We start from the raw sequence: 15,614 nt of genomic DNA on the forward strand, positions 1-15,614 counted from the left end.
TCGTTCAAATACTGTCGATCAATGATGTAGCAGCCGGCCGATGCCGGTGACCGTATCATTGTTTTTGCCGGCCAGCGCCGCCCGGTGCCCGGGACTGACCGCCATTACGGTACTGTTCGAGCATCTTTGCGCGCTTCACTACACCCTCACCCGCCTGCCCTGCAAGCACTGCAGCATGGATAAAAGCGTTCTGGCCCATCACCCCTTCCATTTCGTCCTCCGAGAAGAGACGGAAGGAAGGTATTTCTTCCTCGGTTTCCATTCCGAGATGCCAAGCCTTGCGAGCCTGGTCTATCTTTCTCACGCCATCCTCGGCGGCATTCGTTGCGTGGAACACTGCGATCGCGGCTCCACTCCTGACTGCGGCATCCACTTTCGCGGAACCCGTAACGAACTGGCCCGCCTTGCGAGCCATGTTCATCATCTGCATCAACTGCTGTCCAAGCAGCGTCTCCACGGCTTGGCCAAGATCGGCTGCCGCCTTCACATCCGCTTTCAACGCGCGGGCGAAGAGCTTCTTCGCCACCGCCTTGTCGACCAACGAGCGATCGACCTTGACCCAGCAGCCGCGTCCCGGAAGCTGTCGCTTCAGGTCGGCGATGACAGTCCCATCCGGAGCGGCAACGAAGCGGATCAGCTCATCCGGCGATCCGCTTTCGCGCGTCACGATGCACATGCGACCATTCACGTCATATCCTGCAAGATCGTCGTCCTCAGGAGAAACGGTCGGCTCACGCGCGGACATTATACTTCCTGCTCGGCCTCGGGAGCTTCTTCAGCTTCCGCGTCCTTGGCGAGGTCTTCTTCGGTGATCCAGCCAGCCGCGAGGCGAGCCTGGACGACCATCTGCTCAGCCTCGACGCGCGAAACGTCGAACTTCGAGAACAGGCCTTCGAATTTCTTGGTCTCGCCGTTCTTGCGCTCGCTCCAGCCAACGAGATCGTCAGCGGCGCAGCCGGCGAAGTCCTCGATCGTCTTGATGCTGTCTTCGCCGAGCGCGACCATCATCTGCGCGGTCATGCCGTCGATCTGGCGCAGTTCGTCGGAAACGCCGAGCGCCTTGCGCTTTTCGTCCATTTCGGCTTCCAGGCGCTCCAGATATTCGCGGGCACGCGTCTGGATTTCCTGTGCCGTGTCTTCGTCAAAACCGTCGATTGAGGCAATTTCGTCAAGGTCGACATAGGCAAGCTCTTCGACTGCCGCAAAACCTTCCGAGGCCAGAACCTGACCGACCATTTCGTCAACGTCGAGCGAATCCATGAACAGGTTGGTGCGCTCGTTGAATTCTTTCTGACGGCGTTCCGACTCTTCGGCTTCCGTCATGATGTCGATATCCCAGCCGGTCAGCTGCGATGCCAGGCGGACGTTCTGGCCGCGGCGGCCGATGGCCAGCGACAGCTGCTCGTCGGGAACCACGACTTCAATGCGCTCTGCATCCTCGTCGAGAACAACCTTGGCGACTTCAGCCGGCTGCAGGGCGTTGACGACGAAGGTCGCCGGGTCCTGCGACCACGGAATGATGTCGATCTTTTCGCCCTGAAGCTCGCCGACGACGGCCTGAACGCGAGAACCGCGCATACCGACGCAAGCGCCGACCGGATCGATCGAGCTGTCGTTCGAGATCACGGCGATCTTGGCGCGCGAACCCGGATCGCGGGCAACCGACTTCACCTGGATGATGCCGTCGTAGATTTCCGGCACTTCCATGGTGAAGAGCTTGACCATGAACTGCGGATGCGTGCGCGACAGGAAGATCTGCGGGCCGCGCTGTTCACGACGAACATCATATACGTATGCGCGGACGCGATCGCCATAGCGGACGTTTTCGCGCGGGATCATTTCGTCGCGACGGATGATGCCTTCGCCACGGCCGAGGTCGACGATGACGTTGCCGTATTCGACGCGCTTGACGGTGCCGTTGACGATTTCGCCGACGCGGTCCTTGAACTCGTCGAACTGGCGGTCACGCTCGGCTTCGCGAACCTTCTGGACGATGACCTGCTTGGCGGATTGGGCAGCGATACGGCCGAAATCCATCGGCGGCAGCGGATCGGCAATGAAATCGCCAAGCGCTGCGTCCGGGTTGCGGTCGCGGGCCAGCTCAAGCGGAATCTGGGTCGAATAGTCTTCAGCCTTGTCGACAACTTCGAGCAGACGCTGAAGACGGATTTCCCCGGTCTTCGGGTTGATGTCGGCGCGGATGTTGGACTCGGTGCCGTAGCGGGAGCGCGCTGCCTTCTGGATCGCGTCCGCCATTGCGGCAAGCACGATCTCGCGGTCGATGACCTTTTCGCGCGCCACTGCATCTGCGATCTGCAGAAGTTCGAGCCGGTTCGCACTGACTGCCATTGTCTTTTCTCTCCGTCTAGACGTCCCGGGTTCCCGTCCCTGGAGCCACAAGTTGATCGGTTATTCTTCGTCTTCCGCTTCGTTCTGGTTCGCGGCCTCTGCCTTCGCCAGCTTGTCGGCGCGCAGCGCATCACGGATCAGATCGTCGGTCAGAATGAGCTTCGCATCGCTGAGCGCAGTGAAAGGGATGACAACCTTCTGCTCTTCGCCATAGGCAACCTGGTCACGCTCGAGCGTGAAACCGTCCGCATCGCTCTCCACGATCTTGCCGCGGAAGCGCTTGCGGCTGCCGATCATGATCGACGTCTCGCACTTCAAAAGGTGTCCCTGCCAGCGGGTGAAATCCGATTTCCGCACCAACGGACGATCGATACCCGGCGAAGACACCTCGAGATGATACTCCCGATCGATCGGATCTTCCACATCCAGAACCGGAGAAATGGCCATCGAGACCGCCTCGCAGTCCTCCACAGTCATCGTTCCGTCGTTGCGCTCGGCCATGATCTGGAGGGTTGCGCCGTTCTGATTGAGCATCCGCACGCGGGTCAGGCGAAACCCGAGATCCACCAATACAGGCTCGATAATGTCGGCAAGACGCTGGTCGAGACCGGTTTCGGTGATCAGCCGCGGCTCAAGTTCATTGTCTGCTTTCGTCGGATCCGACAAGCGATGCGCTCCTAGCAATTTCATGCATTTTGGGTGATCGCGGTAATAAAAAAGAGCGGGTCCTTGCGGCCCACTCTTCATCAAAACGATCAAGATTTGAGAGCCATATAGGCCGGTTTTTCCGAAATTGCAAGCTCCGTCGCCAACGTTCCGGATGCGCCCCGGCGCTAGCCAGAGGCATCTTGCGCCATATATTGGTTTCGAGGGACCGGCATCGGGAGGGATCGTGCCTTACACTTCGTCGACACTGGCGCCGTTGCGGCACGAAACCTACCGGACGATCTGGTTTGCAAGCCTCGCCTCGAATTTCGGCGGATTGATCCAGGCGGTCGGCGCCGCCTGGATGATGACGACCATCACGGCATCGGAGAATATGGTCGCGCTGGTGCAGACATCGACGGCGTTGCCGATCATGCTTTTTTCGCTCGTGTCTGGCGCCCTTGCCGACAGCTTCGACCGGCGCCGGGTGATGCTGACGGCGCAATACTTCATGCTTGCCGTTTCGGCGCTACTTAGCATCTCGGCCTATTTCGGCTGGCTTTCGCCGTGGCTGCTCCTCTTCTTCACGTTTCTGATCGGATGCGGCACAGCGCTAAACAATCCGTCCTGGCAGGCCTCAGTCGGCGATATGGTCCCGCGTGCGGATCTGCCGGGCGCCGTCACGCTCAACAGCGTCGGCTTCAACATCACCCGCAGCGTCGGCCCGGCGATCGGTGGTGTCATCGTCGCTGCCGCCGGCGCCGCGGCGGCGTTTGCCGTTAACACACTGAGCTATTTCGCACTGATCTATGCCCTGATGCGCTGGAAACCGAGCTTGCCGACCTCCACCCTGCCGCGGGAGACGCTCGGCAGCGCGGTGTTTGCTGGCCTTCGTTATGTGTCGATGTCGCCCAACCTGCAGAAAGTGCTGCTGCGCGGTCTCATCTTCGGGATCAGTGCCAGCTCGATACTCGCTTTGCTGCCGATCGTGGCGATCAACCTCGTTGTCGGCGGCCCGTTGACCTATGGCCTCATGCTCGGCTCCTTTGGTATTGGCGCGATCGGCGGCGCGATGCTGAATGATTGGCTGCGCGAACGCTTTTCGAGCGAAACGATCGTGCGTATCTCCTTCGCCGGTTTTGCACTGAGCGCCGCGATCGCCGCCTTCAGCCCGATTGCCGCGCTGACCTGTGCTGGATTGGTGATATCGGGCGCTTGCTGGGTATTGGCGCTTTCGCTGTTTAATACGATCGTGCAGCTGTCGACGCCGCGCTGGGTCGTCGGTCGCGCGCTGTCGCTCTATCAGACGGTGACCTTTGGCGGCATTGCGGGCGGCAGCTGGATCTGGGGCGTGGCCGCCGACCGTTACGGTGTCTCCAACGCCCTGCTGATCTCCGCCGTTGTCATGCTCTTCGGCATCGTCGTCGGGCTGCGCTTCGCCATGCCGGCCTTTGCCTCACTCAACCTCGACCCGCTGAACCGCTTCACCGAACCGGCGCTCGGTCTCGATATTACGCCACGCAGCGGCCCGATCGTCGTCCAGATCGACTACGAAATCGCTGATGCGGATGTTCGCGAGTTTCTGGCACTGATGGGCGAGCGGCGGCGTATTCGCCTTCGCGATGGCGCCCGCAATTGGGCGCTGATGCGCGACCTCGAAAAGCCAGGCCGATGGACCGAGACCTACCACACGCCGACCTGGGTCGAATACATCAGACACAATCAACGCCGCACCCAGGCCGATGCGGAAAACATCGAACGGTTGCGCGATCTCCACCGCGGCAAGGACCTACCGCAGGTGCACCGGCTGATCGAGCGTCAGGCTATTCCTCCCAATGACGACGTCTTCTACAAGGCGCCGATCGACCTGCACCATTGAGGCAAGTCATGCGTTCCTTTCGCCCTGCCCGTTCTTCCGATCTGCCTGATATCATCGACCTGCTTGCCGACGACGATCTAGGAGCGACGCGCGAGATCGTCTCGGATCCGCCGGATGCCAGGTATGTCGCAGCATTCGCGGCGATCGAGGCCGATCCCAACCAGTTGCTGGCCGTCGCCGTCAATGAGCGCGATCGCGTCGTCGGCTGCCTGCAGCTGACCTTCATTCCCGGTCTGTCGCGGACTGGCATGTGGCGCGGACAGATCGAAAGCGTGCGCATCGCTAGGGACGCCCGAGGGTCGGGCCTTGGCTCCGATTTCATCGAATGGGCGGTGGCGCGCTGCGCCGAGCGCGGTTGCGGCCTGGTACAATTGACCTCCGACAAATCGCGGACGGAGTCGATCCGCTTCTACGAGAAGCTGGGGTTCGTCGCGAGCCACCAAGGCCTGAAGCGCGCCGTCCAGACTTACTTCAACCTGCCGATCATCGACGCCTCGGGATAACAGGTCGGCTTTATGCCGTTCTTTTCCTGCCACTGGCCAATGGACCGGCGCGTCTTGTAGCCCGGCAGCCCGTCGGAGCCGCCGACATCATATCCCTTTTTCTCCAAGGCCTTCTGCATGGCCGCCACGTCGGAACGCAGCATCTTGCCGACATCGCCCCACGGCCCCTGGAAGGCGCCCGAACCATAGGCGATCCGATCCGCGAGATTGCCGATATAGAGCGCATAAAGATCGGAGTTGTTGTATTCCTTGATCACGTAGAAGTTCGGCGTGACCACGAATTCCGGTCCGTCGCGGCCCGCCGGGACGAGCATCATGCCGGATGCCTTGCCTTCGTCGGAGGGGAAGGCTTTGCCCGATATGCGCGTGATGCCAAGCGAGGCCCAATGCGATACGGGCTTGGCGAGATCCGGCCCCTCCTGAGCACAGGAAACCTGATCGGGAATCGTGACTTCATAGCCCCAGCTACGACGGCGCTGCCAGCCCTTCTGGGCCAGGAAGTTGGCAATCGAGGCAAGTGTGTCGGGTACAGACGTCCAGATATTGGGATGGCCGTCACCATCGAAATCGACGGCATACTTGAGGTAGCTGGTGGGCATGAACTGCGGCTGACCGAGCGCACCGGCAGACGACCCCTTGAATTCAGCCGGCGTTGCGTCGCCGCGATCGATGATGTGCAGGGCAGCAAGAAGTTCGGTGCGGAACATTTCCTTGCGCGTCGACATGAAAGCCTTGGTCGCCAGCACTTCGATTGCCGAGTTCGGAATCTTGGCGGCACCGAACCCCGTTTCGCGCCCCCAGACGGCCAGCACGATCGAACCGGGAACGCCGTAGGTCCTTTCGATCTTTCTCAGCGCCGAGGCATATTGCGAGGCAAAGCCTCGGCCGGTGGCGGCCAGCCGCGCCAACCGGTCCTCATTGAAATAGGGACCTGGGGATGAAAATTCGGCCTGAGTCTGCTTCTGCTGCTTCGGCGGCGGGAAGCCGGGAGGCGCGAGATCAGTCAGGTCCCAATTGAGTTCGACGCCCGCAAAGGATGCGCGAAACGCCCGCTCCGAAATGCCGTTCTTCTGCGCTTCGGGCCAGAGGTCGGTCTGCACCCATTTCTCGAACTGCGCCTCGACATCGGGCTTGGACGCTGAAAGCGCCGGCCCGCATGACAGCGTCAGCAGCGCTGCCGTCGCGATCAAAAGGCGGCCGAAAATGCGCTTGCTCATGCTTCCCCCCAGATTGCCGTGCGTGCCCTGAGCGCCGCCTGCAGCGTTCCTTCGTCGAGATAGTCGAGTTCGCCGCCGACCGGGACACCGTGGGCAAGGCGCGTAATCTTGACGTCCAGCCCGGTCAGCTGGTCGGTTATATAGTGTGCTGTCGTTTGCCCCTCGACAGTCGCATTGACCGCGATGATCAGCTCACGAATGCCGCCGGCAGTGACGCGCTCGATCAGGCCGCGAATGTTGAGGTCGTCGGGTCCAACCCCATCCAAGGGAGACAAGGTACCACCGAGGACATGATAGGCGGCGTTCAGCGCGCCGGCACGCTCCAGCGCCCAGAGGTCGGAAACATCTTCGACAACGATGATGACAGACTGGTCGCGGCGGTCGTCCGTGCAGACAGTGCAGGGATCCACCGTATCGACGTTGCCGCAACGCGAGCAGATCTTGACCTTGTCATAGGCCTCGCCCATCGCATTCGACAAAGGGCCGAGCAGCTGGTCCTTTTTCTTGATGAGATGCAGCGCAGCGCGGCGCGCGGAGCGCGGGCCGAGGCCCGGCACCTTCGCCAGCAGCTGGATCAGTTTTTCGATTTCGGGACCAGTGACTCGCTTTGCCATGAGCGGTTATTAGCCCATATGGTGCCAAAACGGAAACATGTTGGGAGTGCGGAGCGAATGAAAATCCTCGCCGTCTGCATCGGCAGTGCCGAGCGCCTGCCCGGCAAGAGCTACAAGACGGGCATCTACAAGCATCCGATCGGCGGCAATGTGCTTGTCGATGCCGAGGGGCTCGTCGGCGATGCAATCTGCAACCGGAAGCACCATGGCGGCGTCGACCAGGCCGTCTATCTCGAGGGGTCGCTGACGCTCGAGTGGTGGTCGAAGGAACTGGGACGAATCGTCGAGCCGGGCACGTTCGGAGAGAACATGGTGATCGGCGGTCTCGATAACCGCATCGTCTCAGTCGGTGATCGATTCATAGCCGGCGATCTTGTTCTCGAGGTCACCAGCGCTCGTATCCCTTGCGCGACCTTTGCCGCCCGGATGGCCGACCCGCACTTCGCCAAGCGCTACACCAAAGCGGCGCGACCGGGCGTCTATTGCCGCGTTCTGAAAAATGGAGCGATCGCGGCCGGAATGCCAGTCGACCATCTCCCCTACGGCGGCGAAAAGGTCACGATGCCCGAGATGATCGCGACATTCGGCAAGACGCTCGCGACGCAAGATCGCAACCGCTATCTCTCGGCTCCGATCCATTACAAGCTCCGCAACATCCTGGAAGCGCAGGCAGAGGTCTAGCGCAAGCGCGCCTCAAGGGCTGCCAGAGCGGCCCTTCCCTGCGGCCACTCGCCAAGCCCGCTCGTCCCGTTGATGTGACCGCGGGCACCGATGTCCATGAATTCGCTGCCCCATCCATTGGCCGTGGTGCGCGCATGGTTGAGCGAGCCGAAAGGGTCGTCGCTGCTAGCTATGACAAGGGATGCGAACGGGAGCGCACTTGCCGGTGGACTGGCAAAGCCGGCAGCCTCTGACGGAAAAGCCGGCGAAGACGGATCCGGGGGAGCGACCAGCAGAGCGCCACGGGCGCGATGCTTGCTCCGCCGAACCCAATGGGCAACGAGCAGACAGGAGAGGCTATGAGCGACGAGAACCGGTTCGGCCTTTGACTGTGCGACGGCACGGTCCAGCGCTGCAATCCAATCCTCAAGGTCTGGCTGATCCCAATTCGAGGGCGAAAAGCGCCGTAAGCGAGAATCGCTCGCCTCCCATCGGGATTGCCAGTGTGCTTCGCCAGACCCGCCGATGCCGGGCAAGGTAATGATATCTCGCATCGATTCCTTCCTGTTGCTCGACGCGTAAGCTGCATGAGATAGTCGGCAACGGACATAGGAAATCATCGGACAAAATATCCTCCAGCCGATGAATTGAAGGCGAACAATAATGACTGGCTTCGTGAACCGGCAACTTGACCCCACCGACATGCTGATTGTCGAGATCATGCAGGCGGACGGACGCATCTCCGTTTCCGAACTCGGCCGAAAGGTCGGCCTGTCACAACCGGCCGCCTCCGAGCGGCTGAAACGCCTGGAAGAGCGAGGCATCATCGAGGGTTACGGTGCCCGCATCAACATGGCGGCACTCGGGCTGGGCATGATGGCCATAATCCGGCTGCGCACCACCCACGAACATATTCGTGCCTGCCTCAAGCAATTTTCTGAAATGCCGCAGATTATCGAGGTTCTGAGGCTGACCGGAGAGGACTGCTTCGTGTTGAAAGTCCTGGTTCCCTCACCGTCCGAGCTTGAAATCATCGTCGACAGCATAGCGCGCTATGGTGCGGTAACAACATCCCTCGTGTTGCGCAGCCAGCCTATGAAGGCGATCGGTCGCGAACTGATGAAACTGCCCCGCAACTACCCCTGAGACGGATTTCGACCACTACCACTTGCTGACGAGGACAACACTCCTAGATTTTCACGCACGGGGTGCAAATCGAAGGAGGCTCGCATGTCCATCGCAAGACTTATCGCGGCGGCAGTCATTGCCGCAACAGCCACTGCCTTCCTATCAGCAACGCCGGCGGCAGCCCGCGTCAAAGTTGGCTCGCTGGGCTGTGATATTTCTCCGGGATTCGGTGTCATCATCGGCTCCAAGCGGACGCTCAACTGCATATTCACACCGTCCTCCCCTGATCGACCGAGCGAACACTATACCGGCACGATCACCAAGTTTGGCATTGATATCGGGACTCTCGCCGGCGGCGGATTGATTTGGCTCGTCTACGCACCGACCAACCGGCTCGACGGTGCCCTGCAGGGCAGCTACTCCGGGGTCGCAGCCAATGCGACGGTCGGGCTCGGTGTTGGGGCCAATGTCCTGATCGGGGGATTCGAGGGCTCGATTGCTCTACAACCGGTCTCGGCTGAGGGCACGTCCGGTCTCAATATCGCAGCGGGCGTTGCGAATATGATCCTGACCTGGGTGCCACCGGCACCTCCGCCACGAGCCCCCAAGCGGCATATCTCGCAGAGGTAAGAGGTAGCCTAGCGCATCGCGATTGCGACAGCAGCGCCGGCCATCGTACCGGCGCTGGCACGATTGGCCATGCGCACCGCGCGGCGGCTCTTCAGGAAGCTTCTTGCCTTGGCGGCTGCCAGCGCCCAGCTGATATCGATCACGATCAGCACCAGAAACATCATCGCAACGAGTTCGGCCCAACCGACGACGGTCACGGCGTGGATGTCGATGATCGACGGCAGTAGCGCCATATAGAACATCATGATCTTCGGGTTGCCGAGCGTTACCGTCATACCAGCCAGAAAGAGCTTCAGCGGCGACTGCGCATCCGGCAGCGCCTCGCCTTCACTATCAGGCGACGCAAACCACATCTTCCAGGCGAGGTAGAACAGATAGCAAACGCCAAGCCACTTGATGGCAACGAAGGCGTAGTGGAAGGTTTCGGCAATCGCCGCGAGGCCTGCGACGGCGCAAGTCAGCCAGATTGCTTCGCCGAGCCACATGGCCGCCAGGAACGGCAGAACGTCACGCGCACCCTTGGAAATCACGCGGGCGACGAGTGCGGCGACGCTTGGCCCCGGGGAACCGGCCGCCACGAACAATGCGCAGGCAAAGACAAATAGACTGGTCAACGTCATCGGCAATCCTCCCTACTGCGTGACGGAAGCGATGCCGACGCAGCCGACACCTCTCTCTTGATCTCTGCCGGAGATCAGAACGGCATCTTGAAACCGGGAGGAATCGGCAGGCCGGCGGTCAGCGCCTTGGTCTTTTCAGCGGCGGCGGCTTCAGCCTTGTCCTTGGCATCCTTGTGAGCGGCAACGATCAGGTCTTCGAGAATCTCGACGTCGTCTTCCTTGAACAGTGACGAGTCGATCTTCAGGCTCTGCATCTCGCCCTTGCCGTTGAGAATGACGGTAACGAGACCGCCACCCGATTTGCCCTCCGCATGGAGTTCGGCGATCTCCGCCTGCATCTTCTCCATCTTGGCCTGCATTTCCTTGACTTTGCCCATCATGCCCATGATGTCGCGCATCGTCTCGCTCCTTCTCGATACTTTAGAAAATTATGTCGTCGCCCGGCAGGATGTCGCCCTCGTCGGATTCGGCAGTGGCGGGCGCCTTGGCCTCCTCTTCCTCATCGGGCTCTGGCGCCCGCACGCGAACATCGATGATCTTGGCGCCTGGAAACTGTGCGAGGATCGCCGCCACATCCGGATCCTGACGCGCGTCGCTGACCTGTTGCGCCTTGGCGTTGGCTTCGGCCTCGACGATGGTCGGCTGGCCCTGCTCGCGACTGAGGCTGACAATCCAATGGATGCCAGTCCACTCCTTGAGCTTGACCGCCAGTTCGTTGAGCAGCGTAGCGGGGGCGCCTTCCGTCAGATTGACGTCGAGGCGACCGGGTTCGATGCGAACGGGGCGCACGAAGTTGCGCACCAGTGCCTTGATCTTGGCATCGCGCTTTTCGCCGGCCAGATTGGCGATATCAGCAATGGAATTGACTGGCACCGATGGCTTTGGCGCTTCAATTGGCTTCGTCTCAACGCGACCGACCGGCATGCTGCGCGGATCGGGATTAGGCACCGCGCGCAGCATCGCGGTCGGGCCGGCGGGCTGTGGACGGGGGATCGACTCCGTCGATCGTGCCGCCAGATTCCCCTGATAGTTCACCGTTGCGCCGCCACCGCCGTTGCCTGACGAGGCTGTTGGACGGCCGCCACCGTTCGTCTCAGAAAACTCTGCGAGACGGCGGGCGGCATCTTCGGGCGCCGGCAGATGCGCGGCATGCGCCAGTCGGATCAGCACCATCTCGGCGGCACCGGCCGGGCGCGAGGAACCCTCGGCTTCCGGAATGCCCTTCAACAGCATCTGCCAGATACGCGACAGCGTCGTCACCGCCACGCCTTGCGCGAATTCAGCAGCCTTCGTGCGTTCGATTTCGCTGAGCGATGGGTCGTTCGCGGCATCAGGCACATATTTCAGCCGCGTGACGAGATGCGTGAAATCAGCAAGATCGGTCAGCACTGCAACAGGATTGGCGCCGGCTTCGTACTGGCTTTCGAATTCGCCGAGCGCCGCAGCGACATCGCCTTTGACGATGTGATGAAAGAGATCAACGATGCGGGCACGGTCGGCGAGGCCAAGCATGCCGCGCACGGCTTCGGTCAAAACGGCACCGCTACCATGGGCGATCGCCTGATCAAGCAGCGAAAGACCATCACGCGCCGAGCCTTCGGCCGCACGGGCGATCATCGCCAGCGCATCGGGCTCGGCCTCGATGCCTTCCTTTGACGCGATCGTAGAGAAGAGGCCAACGAGATCAGCGGCGCTGATGCGGCGCAGGTCGAAGCGCTGGCAGCGCGACAGGACCGTGATCGGGACCTTGCGGATTTCGGTGGTAGCGAAGATGAACTTCACATGCTCCGGTGGCTCTTCGAGCGTCTTCAGCAGGCCGTTGAAGGCCTGCGTCGAGAGCATATGCACTTCGTCGATGATGTAGACCTTGTAGCGCGCCGAAACCGGACGGTAGCGCACCTGCTCGATGATCTCTCTGATATCGTCGATACCGGTGTGAGAGGCGGCATCCATCTCGATGACGTCGACATGCCGGCCTTCCATGATCGCCTGGCAATGCTCGCCAGGAATCCGCAGGTCGATCGTCGGCTTGTCGATATCGGCCGTCTTGTAGTTCAGCGCACGAGCGAGGATGCGGGCCGTCGTCGTCTTGCCGACCCCGCGAACGCCGGTCAGCATGTAGGCCTGCGCAATACGGCCGGTCTCGAAGGCGTTGGTCAGGGTCTGGACCATCGGCTCCTGGCCGACCATCAGATCCGTGAAATCCTTGGGGCGGTATTTGCGTGCCAGCACCCGGTATCCGGTGCCCGTCGAGGCGGCATCTTTTGACTGTCGCTCGGTGTCGCTCATCGCCCTGCTTATCACCCGGACTGCCCGAGCAAGAATGGAGAGAAAGGTGGGAGGCTGGCACGATGACCCGTGCCGGGCTCGTTAGGGCTGCTTCCTTCCGGACCTGACCCGGTTGGCGAGTGGCTCGTCCACCACCAACCTCCCGGATGCACATATCGGCAATATCGCCATCAAAAGCAAGCCAAGCTCAAAAAAAACTGCTAGCCTCAGGAAAACATGGAGGAATGCCTGTTGGACGAATTCAAGCTCGACCGTCGGTTGGAAAGCGATAGCGACAGAGTCATGCAGACCGGACTCTGCGATCTCAGGCTGTCGAAGGACGCCCGCTGGCCGTGGCTGATTCTCGTGCCACGCAGGATGGATATAAGCGAAGTCTTCGAACTCACACCCCTCGATCAGGTGATGCTGACATTCGAGACGGAGATGGTCGCCTCCACACTGAAGAAGATCACCGGCGCCACAAAAATCAATATTGGGGCCCTTGGCAATATCGTCCGTCAGCTTCATGTTCATGTCATTGCCCGCTTCGAAGGCGATGCCAATTGGCCAAATCCGGTTTGGGGTTTTGGCAAGGCTGAGCCTTATGCGGCCGACAAGAGAGATGACCTTATAGAGAAGTTGCGGGAAGCCCTTTCATCATGAGCCGTTCGCTTTTCGATTCGGATGTTCCGCATCCGGAACCCAGCAGTCTGACTGCCTTCGCCGCCAATGACCTGATCCGCGATTCCGAACATCGCGACGAGACCTCGGTCGACAAGGCATTGGCGAAGGAAGGAACCCATATCTTCGCCTTCGCTGGCGACAGGCTGGTCCTCAAGCATGATGGGCAAGTGCTCGATCCGTTGTTTGCGCGCTACGAACTGAAAGACCTACAGCCGAACTGGGACGAAACAGTGCTGCTCGGCTACCGCAAAACCGGGGAACCGCGTCTCGCCGTGCCGGTGGGTGTTCCGGAAGAAGAACTCGCCAGCCATTACAAGCCCTCGGATGGCCGTTCACTGTTCCGCGAAATGCTGATCGACGAGGTCCTGCTCGGTGAGTTCGCCCAAGGAGCAAGCCTCATCCGCTGGAACCGGGACAATAAGTTCTGCGGCCGCTGCGGCTCGACCATGGAGATCCATATTGGCGGCTACAAGCGCGTCTGCTCCGCCTGCGGACACGAAATCTTCCCGCGCACCGATCCCGTCGTCATCATGCTGACCATTGATGAGGAGCGCGATCTCTGCCTCCTCGGCCGAAGCCCGCACTTTGCGCCGGGCATGTATTCCTGTCTCGCCGGTTTCGTGGAGCCGGGCGAGACGATCGAGAACGCCGTCCGGCGCGAGACACTGGAAGAATCCGGAATTCATACGGGACGGATTCGCTACCACGCCTCGCAGCCCTGGCCGATGCCGCATACACTGATGATCGGCTGTTATGCCGAAGCCAAGTCCAAGGAGGTCAAGTTCGACAGCCAGGAATTGGAAGACTGCCGCTGGTTCACGCGCGAGGAAACGCTTGAGATGCTCGAGCGCCCCAGCGCAACGGGCAAGGCACCGCCGCCCAAGGGCGCGATCGCCCACCGGCTGATGCGCGACTGGGTGGAGTGGAAAAGGCAATAAGGCCTGACAGAACGAGGCCCATGACATGGCGCGCTCCGAACGCCTTTTGGCGCTGCTGCAAACCCTGCGACGCTATCGCCGGCCGGTCAGCGGTGCCGTGCTCGCAACGGAAACCGGCGTCAGCATCCGCACACTTTACCGGGACATTTCGAGCCTGCAGGCGCAAGGCGCCTTGATCGAAGGAGAGCCGGGCCTCGGCTATGTACTGAAGCCGGGCTTCATGCTGCCCCCAATGATGTTCTCGCAGGACGAAATCGAGGCGCTCGTCCTCGGCTCGCGATGGGTCGCGCGTGCCGCGGATTCGCGACTTGCCGCTGCCGGGGCCGATGCGCTGGCCAAGATCGCGGATGTGCTACCGCAAGAGATGCGCGCCGAAATCGAGACATCGACGCTGCTCGTCCACCTAAAGCCGCCCGTCGCCGACAAGGCGGACCTCGGTGCCATTCGCAAGGCAATCCGCAGCGAACGGATTCTCAAGCTGACCTATTCCGATGAGAGCGGTACCGTCTCCGTACGCAATATCTGGCCTTTCGCGCTGAGTTATTTCGAACAAGTGCGTGTTGTTGTCGCCTGGTGCGAATTGCGTCAGGATTACCGTCACTTTCGCACCGACCGAATCGTCGAGATGATTCCGCAGGACGGGCGTTATCCGCGCAGACGCGCGGTCCTTCTCAAGGAATGGCGAGACCAACAGGATGTTGCGCACTGAGCGCGACACTACTGCCATAAACTGACAGTGGTCAGCGCTATTATCGGTACCAATCCAACAGGAGGACCGATGATGACGAGCTTGAACCTTACCAGATCGACGCGTGGCAATCCTCCGATCGAGGACACCTCTGACCATGCAGGATATCCGCAATCCATGCTGCTTCGGATGATGCTGAAGGCGTCGCGCCAGATGGCACGGAGCAAGTATCCGCGCCTCGATCCGGAGGCGCTATCGGAGACGATGAAACGCGATCTCGGCTTCGTGGATTGGGGCCGGGCCTGCCACGAAGGATAGACCGCGACTACGCAACTCCCAAGACGCGTTACCGACCGCCGCCGCTGCCATGGGTGCAGCGGCGTTTCTTCGCCTGCCACCCTGTCACAACGAGGACGACCCGATGAACAGCCCAAACCTCATCATTCTCTACGTCAAGGATCCGGCCGCGAGCGCCGGCTTCTACCGGTCACTGCTCGGCCGCGAGCCGGTGGCCGAAGCGCCTAACTTTGTCGCTTTCGCGCTCGACGGCGGTTTCACGCTCGGCCTCTGGCGGCTGAGCAACGTTACGCCGCAGCCGTCCGCCACCGGCAGCCGCGCCGAGATCGCCTTCATGGTTCCCGGGGAGAACGGCGTGTCGACGCTTTACGAGGACTGGCGCAAACGCCAGCTACCAATCGCGCAAGACCTCACAGACATGGATTTCGGTCCGACCTTCGTCGTGCTCGACCCGGACGGCCATCGCCTGCGTGTGTGTGAGCCGGACAAGTAAG

The 15,614-nt window shown here is 61.0% G+C and carries 19 protein-coding genes and 1 other RNA gene; 10 read left to right on the forward strand and 10 right to left on the reverse strand.

Annotated elements, in window-relative coordinates; all coding sequences use genetic code 11:
* Positions 1-55 precede the first annotated feature (55 nt).
* The 3 genes from ATY79_RS14070 to rimP are packed head-to-tail and all read right to left on the reverse strand — an operon-like array spanning position 56 to position 3,015.
* Positions 56-745, reverse strand: coding sequence for an RNA-binding protein (locus ATY79_RS14070; protein WP_088704170.1), 690 nt, complete (start codon positions 743-745; stop codon positions 56-58).
* A complete protein-coding gene (gene nusA, locus ATY79_RS14075) occupies positions 745-2,349 on the reverse strand; it encodes a transcription termination factor NusA (RefSeq protein WP_088704171.1) in 1,605 nt (534 codons plus the stop codon). Before nusA ends, ATY79_RS14070 begins: the two co-directional genes overlap by 1 nt.
* A gap of 60 nt (positions 2,350-2,409) precedes the next feature.
* Positions 2,410-3,015 carry a ribosome maturation factor RimP gene (gene rimP, locus ATY79_RS14080; protein ID WP_088692566.1) on the reverse strand — a complete coding sequence of 202 codons (606 nt, stop codon included), beginning with the start codon at positions 3,013-3,015 and terminating at the stop codon, positions 2,410-2,412.
* Positions 3,016-3,241: 226 nt separating this feature from the next.
* Between rimP and ATY79_RS14085 the strand changes: the two genes are divergently transcribed.
* Positions 3,242-4,873 carry an MFS transporter gene (locus ATY79_RS14085; RefSeq protein WP_088692567.1) on the forward strand — a complete coding sequence of 544 codons (1,632 nt, stop codon included), beginning with the start codon at positions 3,242-3,244 and terminating at the stop codon, positions 4,871-4,873.
* 8 nt (positions 4,874-4,881) lie between these two features.
* Positions 4,882-5,376, forward strand: a complete 495-nt coding sequence (locus tag ATY79_RS14090; RefSeq protein WP_088692568.1) for a GNAT family N-acetyltransferase — start codon at positions 4,882-4,884, stop codon at positions 5,374-5,376.
* Here ATY79_RS14090 and ATY79_RS14095 read toward each other — a convergent pair.
* Together ATY79_RS14095 and recR are read right to left on the reverse strand one after the other, a co-directional pair.
* A complete protein-coding gene (locus tag ATY79_RS14095; protein WP_088692569.1) occupies positions 5,340-6,593 on the reverse strand; it encodes a lytic murein transglycosylase in 1,254 nt (417 codons plus the stop codon). The genes ATY79_RS14090 and ATY79_RS14095 overlap by 37 nt on opposite strands.
* Positions 6,590-7,207, reverse strand: a complete 618-nt coding sequence (recR, locus tag ATY79_RS14100) for a recombination mediator RecR (RefSeq protein WP_088704172.1) — start codon at positions 7,205-7,207, stop codon at positions 6,590-6,592. Before recR ends, ATY79_RS14095 begins: the two co-directional genes overlap by 4 nt.
* A 57-nt stretch (positions 7,208-7,264) precedes the next feature.
* Between recR and ATY79_RS14105 the strand changes: the two genes are divergently transcribed.
* Positions 7,265-7,888, forward strand: coding sequence for an MOSC domain-containing protein (locus tag ATY79_RS14105; protein ID WP_088704173.1), 624 nt, complete (start codon positions 7,265-7,267; stop codon positions 7,886-7,888).
* Here ATY79_RS14105 and ATY79_RS14110 read toward each other — a convergent pair.
* The gene (locus ATY79_RS14110) at positions 7,885-8,421 is read right to left on the reverse strand and encodes an alpha/beta fold hydrolase (protein WP_088692572.1); all 537 of its coding nucleotides are present in this window, start codon (positions 8,419-8,421) and stop codon (positions 7,885-7,887) included. The genes ATY79_RS14105 and ATY79_RS14110 overlap by 4 nt on opposite strands.
* 109 nt (positions 8,422-8,530) lie before the next feature.
* Between ATY79_RS14110 and ATY79_RS14115 the strand changes: the two genes are divergently transcribed.
* Positions 8,531-9,013 carry an Lrp/AsnC family transcriptional regulator gene (locus ATY79_RS14115; protein WP_088692573.1) on the forward strand — a complete coding sequence of 161 codons (483 nt, stop codon included), beginning with the start codon at positions 8,531-8,533 and terminating at the stop codon, positions 9,011-9,013.
* A gap of 84 nt (positions 9,014-9,097) precedes the next feature.
* On the forward strand, positions 9,098-9,625 hold the full coding sequence (locus ATY79_RS14120; protein WP_088704174.1) for a DUF992 domain-containing protein: 528 nt from the start codon (positions 9,098-9,100) through the stop codon (positions 9,623-9,625).
* 8 nt (positions 9,626-9,633) lie between these two features.
* On the opposite strand, the gene ATY79_RS14125 is transcribed toward ATY79_RS14120, so the two are convergent.
* The 4 genes from ATY79_RS14125 to ffs all read right to left on the reverse strand — a co-directional run bounded on the left by ATY79_RS14125 (position 9,634) and on the right by ffs (position 12,677).
* Positions 9,634-10,245: a LysE family translocator gene (locus ATY79_RS14125; RefSeq protein WP_088692575.1), complete on the reverse strand. Its 612-nt coding sequence runs from the start codon at positions 10,243-10,245 to the stop codon at positions 9,634-9,636.
* 74 nt (positions 10,246-10,319) lie between these two features.
* On the reverse strand, positions 10,320-10,643 hold the full coding sequence (locus tag ATY79_RS14130; RefSeq protein ID WP_088692576.1) for a YbaB/EbfC family nucleoid-associated protein: 324 nt from the start codon (positions 10,641-10,643) through the stop codon (positions 10,320-10,322).
* A gap of 22 nt (positions 10,644-10,665) precedes the next feature.
* On the reverse strand, positions 10,666-12,534 hold the full coding sequence (locus tag ATY79_RS14135) for a DNA polymerase III subunit gamma/tau (protein WP_088704175.1): 1,869 nt from the start codon (positions 12,532-12,534) through the stop codon (positions 10,666-10,668).
* A 46-nt stretch (positions 12,535-12,580) separates the two neighbouring features.
* An RNA gene (ffs, locus tag ATY79_RS14140) (signal recognition particle sRNA small type) lies at positions 12,581-12,677 on the reverse strand.
* A gap of 88 nt (positions 12,678-12,765) precedes the next feature.
* Between ffs and ATY79_RS14145 the strand changes: the two genes are divergently transcribed.
* From ATY79_RS14145 to ATY79_RS14165, 5 genes are all read left to right on the forward strand, one after another.
* The gene (locus tag ATY79_RS14145; RefSeq protein WP_189637133.1) at positions 12,766-13,176 is read left to right on the forward strand and encodes an HIT family protein; all 411 of its coding nucleotides are present in this window, start codon (positions 12,766-12,768) and stop codon (positions 13,174-13,176) included.
* Positions 13,173-14,135 carry an NAD(+) diphosphatase gene (gene nudC / locus ATY79_RS14150; RefSeq protein WP_088692579.1) on the forward strand — a complete coding sequence of 321 codons (963 nt, stop codon included), beginning with the start codon at positions 13,173-13,175 and terminating at the stop codon, positions 14,133-14,135. The genes ATY79_RS14145 and nudC overlap by 4 nt, the downstream gene beginning before the upstream one ends.
* Before the next feature lie 25 nt (positions 14,136-14,160).
* Complete coding sequence (locus ATY79_RS14155; RefSeq protein ID WP_088692580.1) at positions 14,161-14,844, forward strand: YafY family protein; 684 nt, start codon at positions 14,161-14,163, stop codon at positions 14,842-14,844.
* Between the two features lie 72 nt (positions 14,845-14,916).
* Positions 14,917-15,141, forward strand: coding sequence for a hypothetical protein (locus tag ATY79_RS14160; RefSeq protein ID WP_245306819.1), 225 nt, complete (start codon positions 14,917-14,919; stop codon positions 15,139-15,141).
* A gap of 103 nt (positions 15,142-15,244) precedes the next feature.
* Complete coding sequence (locus ATY79_RS14165) at positions 15,245-15,613, forward strand: VOC family protein (RefSeq protein WP_088692582.1); 369 nt, start codon at positions 15,245-15,247, stop codon at positions 15,611-15,613.
* Position 15,614 lies beyond the last annotated feature (1 nt).

The sequence above is a fragment of the Rhizobium sp. R693 genome (genome assembly GCF_002211315.1).
Classification (GTDB): domain Bacteria; phylum Pseudomonadota; class Alphaproteobacteria; order Rhizobiales; family Rhizobiaceae; genus Rhizobium.